This window comes from Arthrobacter sp. NPDC056886 (genome assembly GCF_042788715.1).
GTDB lineage: Bacteria > Actinomycetota > Actinomycetes > Actinomycetales > Micrococcaceae > Arthrobacter.
The window spans coordinates 242,962-262,670 of sequence record NZ_JBHUBT010000010.1 but is presented as its reverse complement, the minus strand read 5'-3'; the positions used below and the strand labels follow the sequence as shown (position 1 = coordinate 262,670).

General features: G+C 67.7%; 20 protein-coding genes. 10 read left to right on the top strand and 10 right to left on the bottom strand.

From position 1 onward, the window contains the following. A partial coding sequence (locus ACFRJ8_RS18285) for a hypothetical protein (protein ID WP_377987650.1) occupies positions 1-162 on the top strand: 162 nt, incomplete at its 5' end. A 140-nt stretch (positions 163-302) separates the two neighbouring features. Here ACFRJ8_RS18285 and ACFRJ8_RS18280 read toward each other — a convergent pair. The 3 genes from ACFRJ8_RS18280 to ACFRJ8_RS18270 all read right to left on the bottom strand — a co-directional run bounded on the left by ACFRJ8_RS18280 (position 303) and on the right by ACFRJ8_RS18270 (position 2,847). After that, positions 303-944: an NADPH-dependent F420 reductase gene (locus ACFRJ8_RS18280; protein WP_377987633.1), complete on the bottom strand. Its 642-nt coding sequence runs from the start codon at positions 942-944 to the stop codon at positions 303-305. Positions 945-1,147: 203 nt separating this feature from the next. Further along, entirely contained in the window at positions 1,148-1,333 is a 186-nt protein-coding gene (locus ACFRJ8_RS18275; protein WP_377987632.1) for a hypothetical protein, read from the bottom strand. A 98-nt stretch (positions 1,334-1,431) separates the two neighbouring features. Continuing rightward, on the bottom strand, positions 1,432-2,847 hold the full coding sequence (locus ACFRJ8_RS18270) for an LssY C-terminal domain-containing protein (protein WP_377987631.1): 1,416 nt from the start codon (positions 2,845-2,847) through the stop codon (positions 1,432-1,434). Positions 2,848-2,958: 111 nt separating this feature from the next. On the opposite strand from ACFRJ8_RS18270, the gene ACFRJ8_RS18265 reads away from it, so the two are divergent. Both ACFRJ8_RS18265 and ACFRJ8_RS18260 read left to right on the top strand, forming a co-directional pair. Then, complete coding sequence (locus ACFRJ8_RS18265) at positions 2,959-4,311, top strand: sensor histidine kinase (protein WP_377987630.1); 1,353 nt, start codon at positions 2,959-2,961, stop codon at positions 4,309-4,311. Further along, positions 4,304-4,984 (top strand): response regulator, encoded by a 681-nt coding sequence (locus tag ACFRJ8_RS18260; protein WP_377987629.1) that lies wholly within the window; start codon positions 4,304-4,306, stop codon positions 4,982-4,984. The genes ACFRJ8_RS18265 and ACFRJ8_RS18260 overlap by 8 nt, the downstream gene beginning before the upstream one ends. Positions 4,985-5,056: 72 nt before the next feature. On the opposite strand, the gene ACFRJ8_RS18255 is transcribed toward ACFRJ8_RS18260, so the two are convergent. The 5 genes from ACFRJ8_RS18255 to ACFRJ8_RS18235 form a co-directional block, all read right to left on the bottom strand. Further along, a complete protein-coding gene (locus tag ACFRJ8_RS18255) occupies positions 5,057-6,502 on the bottom strand; it encodes a S8 family serine peptidase (protein WP_377987627.1) in 1,446 nt (481 codons plus the stop codon). Between the two features lie 119 nt (positions 6,503-6,621). After that, on the bottom strand, positions 6,622-8,004 hold the full coding sequence (locus ACFRJ8_RS18250) for an ammonium transporter (protein WP_377987626.1): 1,383 nt from the start codon (positions 8,002-8,004) through the stop codon (positions 6,622-6,624). 180 nt (positions 8,005-8,184) lie between these two features. Beyond that, the gene (locus ACFRJ8_RS18245; protein ID WP_377987625.1) at positions 8,185-9,195 is read right to left on the bottom strand and encodes a CapA family protein; all 1,011 of its coding nucleotides are present in this window, start codon (positions 9,193-9,195) and stop codon (positions 8,185-8,187) included. Positions 9,196-9,226: 31 nt separating this feature from the next. Next, the gene (locus ACFRJ8_RS18240) at positions 9,227-9,469 is read right to left on the bottom strand and encodes a DUF2630 family protein (RefSeq protein ID WP_277527951.1); all 243 of its coding nucleotides are present in this window, start codon (positions 9,467-9,469) and stop codon (positions 9,227-9,229) included. A 209-nt stretch (positions 9,470-9,678) separates the two neighbouring features. Next, positions 9,679-11,550: a Na+/H+ antiporter gene (locus ACFRJ8_RS18235; protein WP_377987623.1), complete on the bottom strand. Its 1,872-nt coding sequence runs from the start codon at positions 11,548-11,550 to the stop codon at positions 9,679-9,681. Positions 11,551-11,721: 171 nt separating this feature from the next. On the opposite strand from ACFRJ8_RS18235, the gene ACFRJ8_RS18230 reads away from it, so the two are divergent. The 4 genes from ACFRJ8_RS18230 to ACFRJ8_RS18215 all read left to right on the top strand — a co-directional run bounded on the left by ACFRJ8_RS18230 (position 11,722) and on the right by ACFRJ8_RS18215 (position 14,234). Next, complete coding sequence (locus ACFRJ8_RS18230) at positions 11,722-12,288, top strand: type 1 glutamine amidotransferase domain-containing protein (protein ID WP_377987621.1); 567 nt, start codon at positions 11,722-11,724, stop codon at positions 12,286-12,288. Positions 12,289-12,519: 231 nt separating this feature from the next. After that, the gene (locus ACFRJ8_RS18225; protein ID WP_377987620.1) at positions 12,520-12,933 is read left to right on the top strand and encodes a VOC family protein; all 414 of its coding nucleotides are present in this window, start codon (positions 12,520-12,522) and stop codon (positions 12,931-12,933) included. 106 nt (positions 12,934-13,039) lie between these two features. Then, positions 13,040-13,249, top strand: coding sequence for a hypothetical protein (locus tag ACFRJ8_RS18220; RefSeq protein WP_377987618.1), 210 nt, complete (start codon positions 13,040-13,042; stop codon positions 13,247-13,249). A gap of 172 nt (positions 13,250-13,421) precedes the next feature. Then, positions 13,422-14,234 (top strand): alpha/beta fold hydrolase, encoded by an 813-nt coding sequence (locus tag ACFRJ8_RS18215; protein ID WP_377987616.1) that lies wholly within the window; start codon positions 13,422-13,424, stop codon positions 14,232-14,234. A gap of 25 nt (positions 14,235-14,259) precedes the next feature. Here the strand turns inward: ACFRJ8_RS18215 and ACFRJ8_RS18210 are convergent, their stop codons facing one another. Beyond that, positions 14,260-14,994 (bottom strand): GAF and ANTAR domain-containing protein, encoded by a 735-nt coding sequence (locus tag ACFRJ8_RS18210; protein ID WP_377987615.1) that lies wholly within the window; start codon positions 14,992-14,994, stop codon positions 14,260-14,262. Positions 14,995-15,345: 351 nt separating this feature from the next. Between ACFRJ8_RS18210 and ACFRJ8_RS18205 the strand changes: the two genes are divergently transcribed. Further along, entirely contained in the window at positions 15,346-16,710 is a 1,365-nt protein-coding gene (locus ACFRJ8_RS18205; protein WP_377987614.1) for a phosphoribosyltransferase family protein, read from the top strand. A 101-nt stretch (positions 16,711-16,811) separates the two neighbouring features. Here the strand turns inward: ACFRJ8_RS18205 and ACFRJ8_RS18200 are convergent, their stop codons facing one another. After that, positions 16,812-17,471: an SRPBCC family protein gene (locus ACFRJ8_RS18200; protein WP_377987612.1), complete on the bottom strand. Its 660-nt coding sequence runs from the start codon at positions 17,469-17,471 to the stop codon at positions 16,812-16,814. Positions 17,472-17,764: 293 nt separating this feature from the next. Here ACFRJ8_RS18200 and ACFRJ8_RS18195 point away from each other — a divergent pair, with 293 nt between their 5' ends. Further along, positions 17,765-18,637, top strand: coding sequence for an NAD-dependent epimerase/dehydratase family protein (locus tag ACFRJ8_RS18195; RefSeq protein WP_377987611.1), 873 nt, complete (start codon positions 17,765-17,767; stop codon positions 18,635-18,637). Between the two features lie 34 nt (positions 18,638-18,671). Continuing rightward, complete coding sequence (locus ACFRJ8_RS18190; protein WP_377987610.1) at positions 18,672-19,703, top strand: aldo/keto reductase; 1,032 nt, start codon at positions 18,672-18,674, stop codon at positions 19,701-19,703. Positions 19,704-19,709 lie beyond the last annotated feature (6 nt).

The following is a 19,709-nucleotide window of genomic DNA, read 5'->3' as shown; positions in this document are numbered from 1 at the left end:
GCCCTGGGCTGGAAGGAATTCGTCGGCGACGCCGGCCGCTCCATCTCCCTGGAACACTTCGGCGCGTCCGCCGACTACAAGCGCCTCTTCCAGGAGTTCGGCATCACCACCGAAGCCGTCACCGGCGCCGCCAAGGAATCCCTCGCCAGCCTCACCAACTGAGCAGGCGGGGGCCGCCTGACCATACGGGCCGAGTTCGCCGGAAGCCTGCCCGTTCGCCGGAACGTTCCGGCGAGCTCGGGGGATTCCGGCGAACTCGCGGGTCGGGGCCCGGGTCAGCGGCTTCGGGGCACGGGGGAGCGTCAGATGGTGCGCGGGGCCTTGGCCAGGTTCTCGGCCAGCTCGGGTACGTTCTGCCGGATCACGTAGGCGGGGCGGTCCCGTTCCGTGCGCCAGCTTTCGGACAGCGGGCCCATGTTGACGGTGTCGAAGCCGAATTCGTCATAAAACCTGGTGACAAGCTCGGCCGCTTCCGGGAAATCGCTCGCCGTGGCCAGGGCCCGGCGGTTGGGTGTGCCGGCCGGTGTGCCGTCCGTGGTGATCTGGGAGAACCTGATGTGGTTGAAGGCCTTGGCCACCTTGGACTGGGGCAGCTGCTCCTGAAGCAGGCCGGAGGTGGTGGCCTCGCCGGCATCCAAAGCGGGCACATGCCCGTCGCGTTCCCAGTAGTAGTTGTTGGTGTCTAGGACGACCTTGCCCGCCAGCGGCTCCACAGGCACGTCTCGGATGCTCTTAAGCGGTACGGAAACGACGGCGAAGTCGCCGGCTGCTGCAGCTTCAGCCGGGGTTGCGGCGCGGGCTGTGGGCCCCAGCTCCGCGATGAGGTCCGCCAGGGTTTCCGGGCCCCGCGAGTTGCTGATCACGACGTCGTAGCCGAGCTCCACGGCCTTGCGGGCGATCTGGCCGCCAATGTGTCCAGCACCGATGAATCCGATTGTTGTCATGTCCGGGCAACATGCAGGCAGGCGAAGATATTTCGGCCGTTACCGGTTGTGTCCTGCCGGGACCGTTAGGGCCAGGCCCGCCGAAGTCGCCGGAAACTTGCCCGCTCGCCGGAAAGTTCCGGCGAGCCCGTAGGTTTCCGGCGAATTCGTGCGTCGGGGCCGCAATTCGTGCGTCGGGGCCGCCAATAGGCGCGTCGGGGAAGTTACGGCCCGGTACTGCCGCCTGGCGCGGCGTTGCCCTTGGCTCCGGTGCCCGGCTCGTCGTCGATGTCCGGGCCCTCTGCCGCGTCTTGGGAATGGGCCCGGTCGTCAAAGGGCTCAGCCGTTGCATCACCCTCGGCGGGGGTCTCGCTGTGGGCGCGCTCCGGCGCCTGTGAGTCTTCGCTCATGTCAGCTCCTCTGCTGCAATCCTGGAATGGTTGTCGGCTCTTGAACATCTAGCTCCCGCAGCAAGAGGGCTGTCAAGGCCTCGCGGATGCTTGGAGATTCAGAACGGTGCCCGGCCGCCGGGACGGCTGGAATCCCGTTTGGGTTCTTTGCTGGGGCGCAGGGCATAGTCGCGGGACCGTTTGCTGGAGAGCGCCAGAAGCAGCAGGATGTCCAGGGTCAGGCCGGGCAGATTGGACTGCAGCGTGATGTCGGGACCGCCGTGGAAGACATCGACGGCCTGGGCGCAGATGGCGGCCGTGCTGAGCGCCATGGCCACAGTCCGGGCCCAGTTCCGGCCGAGGAACACAAACCACGCCAGCACGATTTCTGCCAGGGCGAAGAGCAGGACAACCACTGTTGCGGCGGTGACGGCCAAGTCCGCCTGGGCCTCCGTGACGGCAAGGCCAGCTACGGGCTGCATCAGGGAGTCCACGTGTGCGTCCTTGAAGAGCACCATGGACATGGCCAGCAGGGCGGCCGCCGCCGCGCGGGCTCCGACGAAGACCGCCCCGACAATCGTGGTGGCCGGACGCCTGTTGCGGCTGTCGCTCGGGGTCCCGTCGCCCTGGGCTTTGTCGCTCGAGGCCCCGTCGCCCCGAGGCCAGGGCGCCGCGGCCGGCCCCGCTGCGGCCGGCTCCGCTGCGGTCCGCCTGAGATCGATGATCGGAAGATCGCCGTCGGTGGCGATGTTGTCGCCCCCGCCGTTGCGCGCGTGGTAGCCGGTCGAGAAATCGCGGATCACCCGGAGCCCGGCCGCGGGATCGGCTCCGGTGATGGCACCGACCACATGGTCACGTTCGGCGTCGGTGTTCTCATCGATCTTGTGGGTAATCTGCAGGGTAAACAGGGACAGCCCGACGCTCCGGTCATAGGTGCCTGCCGCCAGCCAGTCGACGGCCACTCCGCCGGGCAGCAGCCAGCCGGCCGGGCAGCGCCAAAAACGGACGTGGTGCCGCTTGCCCGGGGTGCCGTCGACTTCCTGTTGATAGGCAAAATCCTGCTGGCGGCCGAACAGGAACAAGGGACTGACCGGGGCCTGGAGATAGCTGCGGCGCAGAAGGGTGGAGGAGACGATCCGCCGGCTGCTGGCCAGGGTCACGTCATCGGCCAGTGTCCAGCCTGCCGCCTGCATCACCCCGTGCACCTGCGGTTCGGACCCAAGAAGGGCCACGTTCACGGGATCGCCGAGCAGCCCGTCGCTGGTGCGCGCCCGGCCGATGAAATAGTCCGGAACGTAGAGCCGGGTCAGGATCCGGTGGAGACGGGGGAGGACCAGATAGGCGAGCAGGGCCCAGAAGATGAAGAGGAACCAGACTTGTGCCCAGCCCCACTGGAAGCTCAGCTGCACCAGCAGCGAGGTCAGCCACACGGCCGCGACGCCGCCCACGACGAAGAATACGGTGTCCAGCACGGAGTACGGCACCCCGGCTGCGGGGGCTGTGACCTCAACCGCTGCCTTGGTCATGGCCGTCATATTACGCGCACCCGCGGCGGACTGGCCCGAAAGATGAAACTTCTGGCTCAGAGGCTGAGTATGGCCTGATGTGACCGTGGAGTGCCCCCGCCCGTGGATAGGGTGACTGTCATGGAAGCACTGTTGAAAGTCTTGCGGCATTGGGGCGCCCCCGCGGCGGCCGTTCTCTTTTTCACGCTGTGGTGCGTGGCCGAGGCAGGCAGAATGGGGCCAGGCCTCCACACCTGGTCCGGGACGTGGCCGCTGATCATCATGACAGCAGCCATTGCCGTCGCCGCCTGGAAGCCCTATGTGTCGCTGGGATTCACGGCAGGACTGCTCGCGGGCCAGCTCGGGTATGCCATTCCCGCGATGTATTCCAACCACTGGGCCATCTACCTAGGGGCGTTTGTGGCGCTGGCCTTCATCCTGTGGACCACCGGGCGGCGGACACGCTTCATCGCGGCCGGCGCCAATGTTGTGTTCGCCGGAGCCATGACCTTCCTGATGCTGTCGTGGCGCTACAGTGCCGGCGTGGGTTGGTTTCCTCCGCTGTACATGGGTGACCGGTTTATGTTTCGGGCCTTCGGCTGGCAGCTCTTTTCGCTGCTGCTCCTGATCGCGGCAGCCTGCGCCGCCGTCGGGCTGGCCCTGGCCCTCTACGAGGAGCGCGGCAGCCTTTTCCGGGCCAAGACCATGGCCCAATCCAGCCTCCGGGAAGCTGAGGTGGAACTGATCGTGGAGCAGGAGCGGACGCGGATCGGCCGGGACCTGCACGATGTCCTGGCCCACTCCCTTGCCGTGATCGCGGCCCAGGCGGATGGCACCCGCTACCTGAGCAAGGACCAGCCGCGGGCCGTGTTGAACGCCCTGGAAAACATCGCGACGTCGGCCCGGAGCGCCCTTGTCGACGCGCAGCGCGTCATCGAGGGAGTGCACGACGACGGCGCGGTCACCCCCCAGCCCCGGCTCAGCGACGTCGGGCCGCTGGTTGCGCGCATGCAGGACAGCCTCGCCATCGAACAGAGCGAGTCCGGTGCGCCCGCAGGGCTCTCCGCCGGGCAGCAGTTGGCAGTCTTTCGGATCATCCAGGAATGCCTCACCAATGCCCTGAAACACGGCGGCCGCGGCACCGCAGTGCGGCTGCACCTGGACTGGAGCGGCCCCGGGCTGACCCTGCATGTGGCATCCGGGATCCCGGCCGCGTCCGACAACCCGGGCCGCGCCGCCGAAGTGCGGGTGGGCCGCGGCCTCGCCGGGATGCGGGAACGGGCCCACCTCGCAGGGGGCTGGATGACGGCCGGTCCCGACGGCGAGCAGTACCGGGTGACGGTTTTTATCCCTTACGGCACAATGATTGCCGACAATCTGATTGCCGACGCCGACGCCGCCGCCGTCACCCGCGCGGAGCCAGACCTGGTTCCCGCCGGAGGTGCTGCAGTAGGCGCGGCCGTGTCGCCGGAGGAAACCGGCCACCGTGGCTGATGCCGGGGCGGCCATTACAGTGGCGATCGTCGATGACCAGGCGCTGTTCCGTGCGGGAATCCGGATGCTGGTCGAAAGCCAGCCGGACATGGCGATGTCCTGGGAAGCCGGCGACGGCGCGCAGGCAGCGGCATTCGCCGTCGAACGTTGCCCCGACGTGATGCTCATGGACCTGCGCATGCCGGTCCTGGACGGCGTCGGCGCCACACGGCGGATCTTGCAGCAGGCGGAAGCCGCGGGCACCGGCGCGCCGAAGATTATCGCTCTGACCACCTTCAACCGGGACCAGGCGGTGGTGGACGCCGTGCACGCCGGGGCCAGCGGCTACCTGCTCAAGAGCGCCGAACCGGAGTTCCTCCTCGCCGCGATCCGGACCGTGTACTCGGGATACTCCGTGATTGCGCCCGGGTCAGTCCAGGATCTGTTCCAGCATGCCGCCCGGACGGTGCCGGCCGGGGGACCGGACCTGTCCGTGCTGGAGGTGCTCTCGGCCCGGGAACGGGACGTCTTCCTGCTCGCGGCCAAGGGGCTGGCCAACGGTGAGATAGCCGGAAGCCTGTTCGTTTCCGAGGCGACCGTCAAGACACACCTCAGGAGCGTGCTGGGCAAGCTGGGGCTCGGCACCCGGCTTCAGCTGGTGGCCTTCGCCTATGAACGCCGGCTCCTGGGCTGAGGCCCGCAGGTTGAGACGAGCGGCTGAGACCGCCGGCCGAGGTTCGCGGCCAGCGGTCTCACACCCGTTCTGTCAGAAGCTGGTGGTCTGCGTCAGATAGCCGTAGTAGTGCGACGAGATCGGGTGGACAGGATCGCCATCGAAACCGTATTCGTTGTGCCGCTTCGTGTACGACTTCGTCGCGTGCAGGTAATCCGCCATGACCTGCTCGGCTGAACCCGTGCATTCGTTCTGGCTGATGCACAGGGCCACGGACCCTGCCACGGCCGGGCTGGCGAAGCTGGTGCCGTTGCTTACGTTGTAGCCGCCGGGCCAGGTGGAGAGCATGCACATTCCGGGTCCGGAAACCGTGTGGGCCTTGTCGTCGCTTGTGGTGGCGAAGTTGGAGAAGAATGCCGGCTGGTCATCCTTTTGCCCGTACTTCGAAAAGTCGTCCGGGCCGCAGGTCGGGGCGGCGTCGCCGCCGGCCTTTCCGTCAAAGTCGCCCATGGCGGTGGCGGTCAGCACCTGGTCGTACGTGGCCGGCACGGTGTTGGCGAAGTCCATGCCCTCGTTGCCGGCCGCGACAGCGTAGGTGACGCCAGCACGGACAGAACGGCAGATGGCGTAGTGCATCGCGTCAGTGCCCTTGCCGCAGTTGGGCGTGTCCGAGGCTCCGCCGGCGATGCTGATGTTGGCCACGGCGATGTCGTTGTCCTCGTTGTCGTCCTTGTGCGTCGAGGTCACCCAGTCAATGGCGCAGATCAGGCTCTGCTCGGAGATCAGGCCGTTATCATCAACCACGCGGACGGACCACAGCGGCGTGCCCGGGGCGGTGCCGATGACGCCTTGGCGGTTGTTCCGGGCGCCGATGACGCCCGCCACAAATGTCCCGTGCCCCATGACGTCAACGGGGGTCACATCCACGGGCGAGCCGGACTGGCAGTCAACGCCGCCCTTGACGTTCAGGTCCGGGTGGGTCGCATCGATGCCGCTATCGATCACGGCGACGTTGACATTGATCTTGGCCGGCCCGCGGTCGAGGGCCTTCCGGACGTCTGAATCGGTTCCGGCGATCCGCTTCCGCCAGAAGGGGGTCTCCTGGGTAGCCGCGGACCCGAGATCCCGCGGTTGCTGGAATGTTCGGCTCGCGGTGACGAAGTCGACGTTCGGGTCGGCCTGGAGGCGCTGCGCCTGGGATGTCGTCATGGTTGCTGAGTAGCCATTCACGGCGTTGCTGTAGAGCTTGGAGGCCGTGAATCCGTAGGCGCGTTGCTGGGCGGCCGCCGCGGCGCCGGCGTTCACCACGCCGTCCTTCAGCACCACAATATAGCTTTGCGCCTTCTGGGCCGCGGACGAGGGGGCGGCCGCCGCGAGGCCGAAGCAGGCGACCAGCGCAACGACTGTCAGCGACGCCAGTGCGCGCCGGATCCGGCGTCGGTCAGGTCTGGGCAGCGCGCTGTGACGGTGTCTGCGCGGGACACGCGCCACCGATGTTAGCTGCGGGTCTGATGCCTTGCGGCTGGCTTGGCTGAACATCGTGGCCTCCCATAAGCGAGTTCGCTAATTCGAGTGCCCCCCGCCCATATCTTAGCCTCCGGCCGCGTCTTACACCCGGGCCCTTTGGAAAAACTTATGCCGGGCGTTTGGCCGCTGCCTCAGACCAGGCTGTCTTCCTTTGCAGGTGCAGGTGCAGGTGCAGGTGCAGGTGCGGGCACGTTCTCCGGCGCCCGGGCGGCCGCGTTGGCTGCCGTCGCGGCGTGGACAGCCTGCGCCGGGCGGACGTGGTGGCCGAAGGGGCTAAACCGGCTGAAACCGAGTTCGGCAAAGGCATACGCGGTCTCGGCGTGCTCGGACCGGTCGACGCCGGCGAGCTCGTCCTCGCGGCTGACCCGGAACCCGAGCGTCTTGTGGATGGCGAGGCCGATCACCGCGGTCCCGAGACCGGACACCGCCACGGTGATGAGGACGGCCACGGTCTGTGCGATGAGCTGGTGGAGCCCGCCGCCGTAAAACAGCCCGCCGCCTGCACCGTCCACCGGCAGGGCAATGAAGCCCAGGGCGAGCGTGCCGATGAGGCCGCCGCCGAGGTGGACGCCGACGACGTCGAGCGAGTCATCGAAGCCAAACTTGAACTTCAGGTCCACGAACACCGCACAGGCCGCACCGGCCACGAAGCCCAGGCCCAGCGCGGCGAGGGGGCTGATGTTGGCGCACGACGGCGTGATCGCCACCAGGCCGGCAACGGCGCCGGATGCGGCGCCCAGGGAGGTGGGGTGGCCGTGGCGGACCTTCTCCGCGACCAGCCAGCTGATCATGGCCGCGGCGGGGGCGGCCAGGGTGTTCACCCAGATCAGGCCGGCCTGCTCCACGGTGGTAGCAGCGCCGGCGTTGAAGCCGAACCAGCCGAACCACAGGATGCCCGCGCCGAGCATGATGAAGGGGATGTTGTGGGGGCGGTGGCCGGGGTCCTTGCCGAAGCCATGCCGGTTGCCCAGGATCAGGACCAATACCAGGGCCGCGGTTCCGGACGCGATTTCCACCACGGTGCCGCCGGCGAAGTCAATGACCTGGCCAAAGACGGCACTCACGGCACCGCCGGCACTCATGAGGCCGCCGCCCCAGACCATGAAGGCCAACGGGCAGTAGACGAGGGTGATCCAGATGGGAACGAACAGGGCCCAGGAGGTGAATTTGGCCCGGTCGGCGATGGCGCCGCTGATGAGGGCCACGGTGAGGATGGCAAACGTGGCGCTGTAACCAGCCTTGATCAAGTCGGGCGAACCGATGAGGCCGCTCAGGCCGAAGCTGGCGAACGGGTTGCCGAACACGCCGAGGACGCCCTGCCCGGTGCTCATCGAGTAACCCCAGAGGACCCACACCACGCCGACAATCCCGATGGAGACGAAGCTCATCATCATCATGTTGAGCGAGGCCTTGGCCCGCGTCATGCCGCCGTAAAAGAGGCCCAATGCAGGGGTCATCAGCAGAACGAGCGCCGCCGAAATAATCATCCAGACGCTTCCAGCAGTGAGTTCCACCGGGGTCCCTTCTCGTCAGTCTTCCGTACCGGGACACGTCGCCGCCGGCCCCCCGGTCCGTGTTCAATCGTCGCGGAGCCATGTTTCCGGTAGTGGGGCGAAAAGTTGCGGGCACGTTACGGGATTCGCGGCGGCGTGAAGTTCGCGTGACCGGCATGTTTCGGGAATGTAAACGGGGCCTCAAACTCCGGCCGGTTTGTCGAGCGGTATCTCCAGGCAGCGGCCGGATGCGTTCCAGTTGCTCACCGTGCCCAGGTGGCCGTTCAGCCGCTGCATCCGGGCGGCAATCTCGGGCGCCGACCCCCGGGCAAGCCGTGCCCGAAATTCGGCGATGATCGTGGGGTACAGCCGAAGCGTGCGCGGTGTGCCGCCGTCCGTTTCGAGCATGAACACGAATGACTGGTCATTGCGCTCGATCGGGTCCACCGCATAGTCGTCAACGAAGTCCCCGGCGCTGTAGATGATGGGGCGGTTCCGGTGGATCCCGACGCCGCGGAAAATGTGCGGCGAGTGGCCGAACACCAGGTCGGCTCCGGCATCAATGAGGTCCCGGGCGAGTTCTTGATGCCGGACCGGGGCGTCGTGGCCCCAATTGCCGCCCCAATGGGCTGACACGATGAGGAACTGGACGCGGGCCTTCGTCCTCCCGACCAGGGTCAATAGCCCGTCCAACCGGCCGTCCAATCGTGCCCCGCCGCGCCGGCCGCCGTCGTCCACCGGAACGTAGTAGACCCCGGGAGTCGCGGCGCCGGCCTCCCAGCCGGGCTCGTTGTCCGTGAAGGCAATGAATCCGACGGCGGTGCCGTCCACGCGCCGCACTGCCGGCCGGCGGGCGGCGTCCAGGTCCGGGCCGGCGCCGGCATGCAGGATGCCGCAGCCGTCCAGGGCCGGCAACATCTCCCGGAACGCGTCCTGGCCGAAATCCAGGACGTGGTTGTTGGCGAGCGAGACGCCGTCGATCCCGGCGGCAAGGAGGCTGGCCACGTTCTTCGGGTCCGAGCGGAAGTGGAAGACCTTGCCGGGCTCGGGCTCGCCGCCGGACGCCAGGACGCACTCGAGGTTGGCGAGGCGGACGTCCGCCTGCCGCAGCAGCTCCAGCGTGTCGCCCCACGGATAGGCAGGCCGAACCACGGCCAGGTGCTGGTTCACCAGGCGGCCCAGCATGACGTCTCCCAGCAGCGCAATCTGCATGGCCAGCCGGCCCGTCAGGTCATGGCCGGGGCTAGCTCTGGTAGCCCTCAACCTCGCTGACCGGCCGCACCTCCGCCTCGTCGGGGTTCTCGCCGTAGTCCTTCTTGGCGCGCCGCTGGCGGAGCAGGTCCCAGCACTGATCCAGCTGTTCTTCCACTTGCTGCAGCCTGAGAATGTCCGGGGCCCCGGCCCCGGCGGCCTGCGAGCCTTCGCGGAGGCCGTGTTCTTCCTCCACCAGGGCTTTGATGCGCTCCAGGATGTCTTGGTTGTCCACGGTGTCCTCTTTTCGTCCGACGGCGGCGGGTTCCCTTCTTCGCGGGGTCCCCTTCCACCGTGTTCCTTTTCAGCAGGTCCCTTTCCAGCCTACGGAGGGGAAGGGGCCCTGAACAGGGCCCGGCACGCAGTCACAGCACCCAGTTACAGCACCCAGTCAGTGCACGCGGCACGGCGACAGGCCCGGCGTCAAGGTGCTGGGCCTGGGCCCTAGCCCAGGAGTTCGTCCGGGTAGCACCAGCGCCAGTCCTCGCCCGGCTCGACGCTGCGCATGACGGGGTGCCCGCTGCGCTGGAAGTGCTTGTAAGCATGGGTTCCCGGCGAGGAATCGCAGCAGGCCACGTTCCCGCACTGCACGCACATCCGCAGGTGAACCGTCGTGGTCCCTTCCCGTACGCACGCGGCACAGAAGGGCCCCGGCGGGACGGCCGTATCCGGGGCGGACTCCAAGTGGTCGCACACGCCACGGGGCCGGGCGATCCCCTCGCCGCCGCTGCCGTCCGCGTCTGGCTCTTCCAGCGCGGCGTCCAGCATGGACTCTTCGACGTCGAGGCGGTCAAGGACGTTGAGCAGGACCTCGTGCGCGTATCCGCCGCCGCGGCGCAGCTCGAGGACCTTGGCGCGCTCGGCTTCCAGCATCGCCAGCCGGAGCTGGGCGTAGCGCTGGCTGGGGGTGGCGGCTTCCGCGGACGGCCGTCCCAGCCGCTCCCATGCGGCCAGCCCGCGCTCCTGCGTTCGCCGTTTCAGCATCGCCACGACTTCCGGCGGGTCAGCGTCCGAGCGCAGTTCCTGGAGCCGCCGCACGCCCGCCGCCGTGGCCATCTGCATCAGCGATGCCTCGTTGAGCGCGTCCTCGCGCGCGTCCGGTCCCCGAACGTGCAGCCGCCGGACCAGCGCCGGCAGTGTCAGGCCCTGCAGGGTCAGCGTGCCGGCCACCACCACGAGGGCCATCAGGATCAGGACGGACCGGTGCTCCAGCCCTGCCGGCAGGACCAGGACGGCGGCAAGAGTCACCACGCCGCGCATGCCGGCCCAGGAGACGATCACCGGAACTTGCCAGTGCGGCGCGGGATCCTTGCGGCCGACCGCGGGAATGAGCCGCGGCAGGTACGTTGCGGGGAAGACCCAGACCGGGCGCAGGACCAGCACGGCCAGCAGCACCGCGGCGCAGCCGAGCCAGATCCGTTCCGGCCCCAGCGAGTCGTCCCGGACGCCCTCGATGATGGTCCGGACCTGCAGCCCAATGAGGAGGAACACAGAGTTCTCCAGCAGGAACTGGACCGTGTGCCAGTTGCTGCGCTGGCTCAGCCGCGCGGCCCCGTTCGGCATGGACGGCGCCTTGGTTCCCATGATCAGCCCGGTGACGACCACGGCCAGTACGCCTGAAGCGTGGATAGCTTCCGCCGGGAGGTAGGCCACGAGCGGGGCGATAAGGGATATGGAGGTGTTGATCGGCACGTTGCGGATTCGCTTGCGGAGCGCGGTTAGCACGAAGGCCGCGGCAAAGCCCACCACCAGGCCGCCGCCAGCCGCCAGGACGAAGCCGCCGGCGATCTCCGCCGCGGAAACGGTTCCGCCGATTGCGGCGATGGCGGCGCGCAGGCAGACCAGCGCCGTGGCGTCGTTGACCAGCGATTCGCCTTCCAAGATGGTGACAATCCGGCGGGGCATGCCCACTTTTCGCGCAATGGCGGTTGCCGCCACGGCGTCCGGGGGTGCGACGACGGCGCCCAGGGCCATGGCCGCGGCCAGCGGGATCTCGGGGAAGAGCCAGGCGACCACCAGCCCGACGCCGACGGTGCCGAAGATGACGTACCCCACCGAAAGCAGGCCGATGGAGCGGCGGTTGGAACGGAAATCGAACAGCGAGGTCTGTAACGCGGCTGCGTAGAGCAACGGCGGCAACAGCCCGACCAGGACGAGTTCGGGGTTCAGCTCGATGGTGGGGACAAACGGGAGGAACGAACCCACCACGCCGGCCAGCACCAGCAGAAGAGGGACGGGGACATTGATCTTGTGGCCCAACGCGCTGCAGGCGCAGACAATGGCGACAAGGGCCAGCACCCCGAGAGCGACTTCCATTGGCCCATTCTCTCAGCTTCACGCCCGCTGCCGGAGGGGGTTCTCCATCACATCATCAGCTTGCTTATGACTTGGCGGGTTCCTAGAGTTGAAACTGCTAGCCAAGTGAAATTCTGCGCGGGCCGGGCAGGACGAACGCTGCCCGGCCCGCGCCCGGCACGAGGAGGACATATGTCAGAGCACAATATTTCGGGCAAGAAAGTCGCGTTCCTGCTCACGGATGGTGTGGAGCAAGTGGAATTGACCAGCCCGTGGAATGCCGTGAAGGAAGCCGGCGGCGTGCCCACGCTCGTCTCGCCGAAGAGCGGCAAGCTGCAGGGCTTTAATGGCACTGAAAAAGGCGAAACGTTCACCGTCGATCTCGCGGTGGCGCAGGCCGACGCCGCCGACTTCCACGCCCTGGTCATTCCCGGCGGCGTCGTCAACGCCGATCACCTCCGCGTCGACAAGGACGCCCAAGCGTTCACCCGGGCCTTCTTCGAGCAGCACAAGCCCGTCGCCTCCATCTGCCACGGCCCGTGGATGCTGATCGATGCCGGCGTGGTCAGCGGCAGGAACGTGACCTCGTATCACACGCTCCAGACGGACCTCAAGAACGCCGGCGCGAACTGGACCGACGAGCAAGTGGTGGTGGACCAGGGCCTGGTGACCAGCCGCAGCCCCCGCGACCTCCCGGCCTTCAATGCCAAGCTCGTTGAGGAAATAGCCGAGGGCGAGCACGCGGGCCAGACCGCCTAGCCGCCTTCCCGCACCAGCCTCCGACGGCGGCACAGGCCGCCGTCGGACGCTCCCGGCTGGCTCTTCTGCTGCTTTTTGGCCTGCTGCTTTGATCTTCTGCTGCGTTGTTTTCGAGGTACCTACCCACGCTGGTGGTTTTGCGGCAGGATATGCCGTGTAACGTGCACCGTCGTCGTTGCCGTCCAGGCCGACGCCCCCAGCAGCCACCCCCAGCAGCAAGGAGTTTCGGACATGACCACGCTCAATCCCTACCTCGGTTTCCGCGACAACGCCAAGGACGCCATGACGTTCTACCAGTCGGTGTTCGGTGGGGAACTGACCATGAGTACCTTCGCCGAATACCATGCCAGCGAAGACCCTGCGGAGCAGGAGAAGATCATGCATGCCCAGCTGAGGACCGACGGCGGCATGGTGCTTATGGGAGCAGACACGCCCAACAGCATGGACTACACCCCCGGCAATAATTTTTCCGTGTCCCTCAGCGGGTCCGACGAAGCCGAGCTTCGCGGCTACTTCGACAAGCTGGCCGAGGGCGGCACCATCGGGATGCCGCTCGAAAAGGCGCCCTGGGGCGACATCTTCGGCATGTGCAAGGACAGGTTCGGCGTGGACTGGCTGGTAAACGTCGGTTCCGAGCCCGCCTAGGAAAGGGCCGACGGGGACGTCCCGACCCATGCCAGTTGCCGCTATCCTCAATGCAGCCACGACAGTTCAGGGTCGGGTTCGTCCTCCTCGCGCAGGGAGGCATGTAATGACCGAGAAGCTGCACCTCAGCCCGGAAGACGAATTCCCTGAGGACCTCACCAAAGTCGCTGACAAGGATCTTCAGGTCCTCGACAGCCAAGTCCAGCGCCAACTGGACTATGAGTGTGTGGTGGAAGGGGAACCGAATCCGGAGACGGAATTCCGGGGCTACGACCTCGATGAGGAGTTCGAAGAGCGGGACAAGCGGGACACCTGATCCGCCGGCGTCTTCCCGTGAGGGGCAGTTGTCCCGCACGGTGTCCGGGATCTAGCCAGCAGGCTTACTAGACTGGGCCGACTACTCTGCTAAGAAACGAGCCCCCTATGACCCCGGCTGCTGCCCCGCGGTCCCTGCCGTACCCGCGCTGCGCGCCGCCGTCACGCGCAGCATGAGGGAACCCGTCCGCCTGGAGATTTCGGTGGCGGGCCACGCCGGCCACGTCTTCGCCTCGCGCGAAGGGGACGGCGGGTCCGTGCCCGCGTCTGGGCCCGCCGTCGTGCTCATCCACGGAATCGGCGTGTCGCACCGCTACCTGCGCAGGCTGCACCGGCTCCTGGCCGGGTCGGTGGACACCTACTCCATTGACCTGCCGGGTTTCGGTGCCACGCCCAGGCCCGCAAACACGCTTTCCATTGCCGCCCATGCCCGCTACATCCTCAGTGCCATGGAACAGCTTGGCGTTCCCGAATTTGTGCTCGTGGGGCACTCGATGGGAACACAGTTCGCCACGGAGGCGGCCCTTCAGGCGCCGCCCGGACGTATCTCGAATTTGGTTCTCATGGGCCCCGTGGTGGACCCCAAACGCGGCACCGTGGCGCAGCAGGCCCTGGCACTTGGCCGCGACTGCCTGTTGCACGAAAGCCCCTCCTCGAACGCCCTGGTTTTCACCGACTACCTGCGTTGCGGTCCCGTCTGGTATCTCAAGAACCTCCGGCTCATGATGGAGTACCCCATGGAGCAGAAGATCACCGGTGTCAGGGCGCCGGTACTTGTAGTGCGCGGCGCCAACGACCCGGTTGCGGATGCGGATTGGAGTCGCCGGCTGGCCGGGCTCGCCGGCCGGGGGCAGCTGCAGCAGGTTCAGGGAACCGGGCACGTGGTCCAGCACAACCGGGCCCTCGAAGTCCGGGACGGGATTCTGGCGTTCGCCGGCCTTGGCGCGGCGGCGGGGGGCGAGCCGCTGCCGGGAAACCCTACGTGACCGCTCAGGCTGCGCCAGCGCCGGGCTAGACCTCGAAGTGGGTCCGGGTGGGGCCCTGGCCGAGCGATTCGACAACCCCGGACGCGACGACGTGGAGCTTGATGTTCCGGGCGCTTGATGCCGACTTTAGAAGCTCGAACGCCTCGACCTGGCTGCAGCGGTTCTGCGCCATGATGATGCCGACGGCGACGTCGATGACGGTCCGCGTTTCCAAGGTGGCTTTGAGGTCGGCGGCCGTATCGCTGCTGTGCGCGAACCGGACCGCGAGCCGCAGGGCCATGGATGTCTGGTGGACGAAATCACGGGCCAGTTCCGTGGCGCGGTCATCGAACCGGCCCGGACGGTGCGAATAGAGGTTCAAGGCGGCCCGGGTTTCTCCTTCGAGCAGGAAGGGCAACGCCAGGATGGACCGGAAGCCGTGTCCGCGGACCGTGGCGGCGTACTGCGGCCAGCGATCATCGAAATCCAGGTCCTCAACGTGGACGGTTTCCTGCTCCCGGGAAGCCGTCATGCACGGGCCGTCGCCGAAGGTGTACTGGATTTCGTCCATGGCCTGCGCGGCCGGACTGCTGCTGGCGACGGTGGCCGCCTTCCTCTGCCGCAGGAGCGTGATGCCGCACAGGATCTCGTCCCCGGGCTCGGACAGGCTGCGCGCGGACACCCGGGCGAGGCCGCCGAGGAAGTCCTCAACGTCGGAGCTGCTGAGCACCAGTTCATGCAGCTGCTGGTTGATTGAATTTGCGGTTGACTCGATGACCACTTGTCTGTTGTGCCGTTTCACTCAGGTCAAGACGACCCGGCTGTGCTTCCCACCACGGCAAGGGGCGGATACGGCAGCGGCCGGATCGAAGAACAATCCAACGGCTCGCTGCAAAACCGTACCGAGAAAGTATATACATCCGTACCGCTGCTCGTCAGCCGCGGGCCGGTCGGCACGCAGGCCCAAAATTGGGCATAAAGGCCCTCACAGGGCTTCGGCCGCGGGCGGATAGTTGGATGCAGCGGCCACCGGGTCCAATTCGGGTTTGGGGGAACCCGCCAGAGCGCACCAGTTTCAGCAGCACACGACTGATGGCCGATGGTCCACGTTTCGACTTGAAAGCCATATCCCATGAGCATTTTTGAAGACAGGGTCGACGCCGGAAGGCAGCTCGGCCGGCGTCTGGCGGAATTGCGTGGCCAGGACATTGTGGTCCTGGGCCTGCCGCGCGGCGGCGTGCCCGTAGCCTTCGAAGTCGCCGCCGCCCTGGATGCTCCCCTTGACGTGATTGTGGTGCGGAAACTCGGGCTCCCCTACCAGCCCGAGCTCGCCATGGGGGCGATCGGTGAAGGCGGTGCCAAGGTCCTGGACGAGCAGGTCCTGGCCCATTCACGGGTCGGCGGCGATGAATTGCAGGTTGTTGAAGAGCACGAACGTGCAGCGTTGGAAAACCGGCTCGTCCTGTTCCGGAAGGGCCGGACCCGGCACGACCTGACCGGACGCATCGCGGTGATCGTCGACGACGGGATTGCCACCGGCTCCACCGCCCGGGTGGCCTGCCGGGTCGCCCGCAAACAGGGCGCGGCACGCGTGATTCTGGCCGTTCCCGTTGCCCCCGCGGAAACCCTCGCCAACCTGACGGAACCCGACGAAGTGGTATGCCTGGCGACGCCGCGCCAGTTCACCGCCGTCGGATACCACTACAGGGACTTCTCGCCCACTGACGACGACGAGGTGCTGCGCCTGCTCGATCTTGCGGCCAAACGCGTCGAGACCACGCCGCCGCCCTTCTGGGCCTCGGCGGCGGCCGGCGCCGACAGGGCCGCCGACGTCGACGAGGAAGTTGAGATCCCGTCCCGCGCGGTGCGGATCCAGGCGCAGCTCCACCTTCCGGTGCCGGCCCGGGCCGTGGTGCTGTTCGCCCACGGCAGCGGCAGCGGCCGGCACAGCCCCCGGAACCGCTACGTGGCCGGTCTCCTGCAGCAGGCTGGTCTGGGGACGCTGCTGCTGGACCTGCTGACCACGGCGGAGGAGCGCAGCCGCGCCAACGTCTTCGACATCGAACTCCTGGCCCGCAGGCTGTCCTCGGCCACGGACTGGCTTTCCACCCGGGCAGAGACGGCCTCCTGCGCGGTGGGCTACTTCGGGGCGAGCACGGGCGCCGGGGCCGCGCTGTGGGCGGCATCGGAGCCGTCGGCGCGGATCTCGGCCGTAGTGTCCCGCGGTGGCCGCCCGGATCTCGCCGGCCCGCGGTTGTCCGCCGTGACAGCGCCCACGCTCCTGATTGTGGGCAGCCTGGACCACGAGGTGCTGGAGCTCAACCGCCGGGCCAAGGCCATGATGCGCTGCCCCAGCCAGCTCGCTATCGTGCAAGGGGCGACGCACTTGTTTGAGGAACCCGGCACACTCGCGGCGGCGGCCATCCTGGCTAGGGACTGGTTTGTCGACTACCTGCTGGCCCCGGACGGTGCCAGTCCGCGGGCCGCGGGAGTCTGAGGGCGGCCGCGGGGGCCTAAGGGCCTCCAACCCCGGCGAACCGACTGAACCGCGGGAGGATGCGCGGACCGCAGGAGGACCGGGGGCACGATCGCCGGACGCTAGCTGCGGCGGCCTTCCGCCCTGGACCGGATCCCCAGGAGCATCCGCCGCTCCATCAGGAACTGCATGGGTTCCACCAGCGTGCGCAGGACCAGTCCCTCGGCCACGGGCGAGTAATCGTACCGGGTGCGGGACAGGAGCCTGGTGGCTTGGGGGCCCGCAGGTCGCAAAACGAACGTCCAGCCGATGTCCAGCCGGCGCCCGGTAGGACGGACGCCGGCCGGCGACATCTTCCCCGTGCGCAAGTCGATGGATCCACCCAGCCCCAGCACAGCACCTGACTCGAGCAGCCTGACCGGCAGGCCGCCGTCGGGGGAGAGCGGAACGATGTCGCCCACCTCCAGATGCTGCAGCTCCGGGAGAATCCTGTCCGCACTCCGGATGCCCAGACCCGCGGTTTTTTCAAGCCAGTCGTAGGAGTAAAAGCCGCCGCGCCCGGCGCCCAACTGGACAAGCCAAGGCCACACCTCTGACGCCGGGGCCGCAATAGTCACCGCGCGGGTGCTTTGCAGGCGCGGGGCCGTCACGATCTGGTCGCCGGCGAGCGGCCCGGCGGCTTCCTGGGTGGTGGCCCCCCACCGCAAGAGCCGGGGCCGGACAGCCAGGACGTAGGCGGCGCCGGCCGATGCCGCAACCAGCGCCGCGAGCGGTCCGCGCAACCGACCGGAAGCACGCGTCGCCGGCCGCCTTTCCGGCCGGGATCCCGGGTGGTTCATTCGCTGGGCCGGTGGACGCGATGTGCGCCCGCGCGCACGACAACGCGCTGGTCACGGTTCATGGCCCCAGCCTGCCGCCCGGCCCGGGGACTGCCTAGGGCCGAAGGTCACGCGGGGCTGGGCACCGTGGCCGCCTCCGCTTAGGGTGGAACGGTGACCGCCGGCACCGGAGAAGGTGCCGGTCCACGTGCCGGACCATGACGGTCCGCAACGCCTGCCACCCCGAGGAGTTCCTGATGAGAGTTGCTGTTACCGGAGGAAGCGGAAAGCTGGGCCGAAGCGTCGTGCGGCGGCTCAGCGATGACGGGCACGAGGTGACCAACCTGGACCGGACGGGCGCGCGCAGCCCCGGGTTCACGGAAGTGGACCTGCGCAACTACGGCCAGGTGGTGGACGTGTTCCTTGGCCTGGAGGACCGCCATGCCGGCTTTGACGCGGTGGTGCACCTGGCCGCGATTCCCGCACCGGGCCATGCCCCTGATGCCGCCACGTTCGAGAACAACATGCAGTCCACCTACAACGTGTTCCAGGCCGCACGCCGGGCCGGGATCAAGAAGATCGTCTACGCGTCCAGTGAGACCGTGCTCGGGCTGCCGTTCGACGTCGACCCTCCCTACATCCCGGTGGACGAGGACTATCCGGCCCGGCCGGAAAGCACGTACTCGCTGGTCAAACATCTTGAGGAGCAGATGGCCGTCCAGCTGACCCGCTGGGACCCGGACCTGAGCATCACCGGCCTGCGGTTCTCCAATGTGATGGACCCGGAGGACTATGAGGACTTCCCCTCCTTCGACCACGACGCGAGGCTGCGCAAGTGGAATCTCTGGGGCTACATTGACGGCCGGGACGGCGCGCAGGCCGTGGCCCGCGCCCTGGAGCACGGCAAACCAGGCTTCGAGGCCTTCATCATCGCCAACGAGGACACCGTGATGAGCCGCTCCAGCGCCAGCCTCGCCGCAGAGGTGTTCCCGAACGTGAAAGTGGTCAAGGATCTCGGCGAGCACGAGACCATGCTTTCGATCGACAAGGCCAAACGGCTGCTGGGCTACGCGCCCGAGCACACGTGGCGGACCTACCACTCGCTGCGCACCACCCCCACGGAAGACTGACATCTCCCCTTAGATCCAAGAACCAAGGAGTTCCATGCAATACCGCACCCTGGGCAACAGCGGCGCCGTCGTCTCCAACTACGCGCTGGGCACCATGACTTTTGGCGCCGAGGCCACCGAGGAGCAGTCCCGCGCCATCCTGGACGACTACTTCGCGGCGGGCGGCAACTTCGTCGACACCGCCGACGTCTACAGCTCGGGGGTGGCGGAGGAAATCATCGGCCGGTGGCTGGCAGACCGGCCGGACGTCCGGGACCGGGCGGTGGTGGCCACAAAGGGCCGCTTCCCGATGGGCCAAGGCCCCAACGACGTCGGGACCTCCCGCCGGCATCTGGTCCGGGCGCTGGACGACTCGTTGCGCCGGCTGGGCGTAGAGCAGATCGATCTCTACCAGCTGCACGCGTGGGACCCGGTCACCCCACTCGAGGAGACCCTCCGGTTCCTGCACGACGCCGTCACCAGCGGCAAGATCGCCTACTACGGCTTCTCCAACTTCCTGGGCTGGCAATTGACCAAAGCCGTCCATATGGCCAAGGCCCAGGGCTGGAGTGCGCCGGTGACCCTGCAGCCGCAGTACAGCCTCCTGGTCCGCGACATCGAGTCGGAAATTGTCCCGGCCTCGCTCGACGCCGGGATCGGGCTGCTGCCATGGTCGCCCCTGGGTGGCGGGTGGCTCTCCGGCAAGTACAAGCGCGACCAGCCGCCCGCCGGGGCCACCCGGCTCGGCGAAAATCCAAAGCGGGGGATGGAGGCCTGGGAGGCCCGCAACGCCGATCCACGCACCTGGGACGTGATGGCCGAGGTGGAGGAAACTGCCGGGCGCCACGGCGTCAGCGCGGCCCAGGTGGCACTGGCGTGGCTGGCGGACCGGCCGGCGGTCACCTCGGTGATCCTGGGTGCCCGCACCACCGCGCAGCTGGCGGACAATCTCGCGGCAGCGGATCTGCGGCTCACCACGGGCGAGACGGAGCGGCTATCCGAGGCCAGCCGGCCGCGCGTCGGCGTCTACCCGTACGGGCCCATGGCCCAGGAGCAGCGCAGCCGGAAGCTCGAGGGCGGCCGCTGACCGCGC

Excerpts from the sequence above, each read along its gene's own strand:
- ACFRJ8_RS18190 (WP_377987610.1), top strand. The coding sequence starts at position 18,672 with ATGCAATACCGCACCCTGGGCAACAGCGGCGCCGTCGTCTCCAACTAC.
- ACFRJ8_RS18195 (WP_377987611.1), top strand. The coding sequence starts at position 17,765 with ATGAGAGTTGCTGTTACCGGAGGAAGCGGAAAGCTGGGCCGAAGCGTC.
- ACFRJ8_RS18265 (WP_377987630.1), top strand. The coding sequence starts at position 2,959 with ATGGAAGCACTGTTGAAAGTCTTGCGGCATTGGGGCGCCCCCGCGGCG.
- ACFRJ8_RS18280 (WP_377987633.1), bottom strand. The coding sequence starts at position 944 with ATGACAACAATCGGATTCATCGGTGCTGGACACATTGGCGGCCAGATC.
- ACFRJ8_RS18235 (WP_377987623.1), bottom strand. The coding sequence starts at position 11,550 with ATGGAAGTCGCTCTCGGGGTGCTGGCCCTTGTCGCCATTGTCTGCGCC.
- ACFRJ8_RS18220 (WP_377987618.1), top strand. The coding sequence starts at position 13,040 with ATGACCGAGAAGCTGCACCTCAGCCCGGAAGACGAATTCCCTGAGGAC.
- ACFRJ8_RS18215 (WP_377987616.1), top strand. The coding sequence starts at position 13,422 with ATGAGGGAACCCGTCCGCCTGGAGATTTCGGTGGCGGGCCACGCCGGC.
- ACFRJ8_RS18230 (WP_377987621.1), top strand. The coding sequence starts at position 11,722 with ATGTCAGAGCACAATATTTCGGGCAAGAAAGTCGCGTTCCTGCTCACG.
- ACFRJ8_RS18255 (WP_377987627.1), bottom strand. The coding sequence starts at position 6,502 with ATGTTCAGCCAAGCCAGCCGCAAGGCATCAGACCCGCAGCTAACATCG.
- ACFRJ8_RS18225 (WP_377987620.1), top strand. The coding sequence starts at position 12,520 with ATGACCACGCTCAATCCCTACCTCGGTTTCCGCGACAACGCCAAGGAC.
- ACFRJ8_RS18245 (WP_377987625.1), bottom strand. The coding sequence starts at position 9,195 with ATGCAGATTGCGCTGCTGGGAGACGTCATGCTGGGCCGCCTGGTGAAC.
- ACFRJ8_RS18275 (WP_377987632.1), bottom strand. The coding sequence starts at position 1,333 with ATGAGCGAAGACTCACAGGCGCCGGAGCGCGCCCACAGCGAGACCCCC.
- ACFRJ8_RS18205 (WP_377987614.1), top strand. The coding sequence starts at position 15,346 with ATGAGCATTTTTGAAGACAGGGTCGACGCCGGAAGGCAGCTCGGCCGG.
- ACFRJ8_RS18270 (WP_377987631.1), bottom strand. The coding sequence starts at position 2,847 with ATGACGGCCATGACCAAGGCAGCGGTTGAGGTCACAGCCCCCGCAGCC.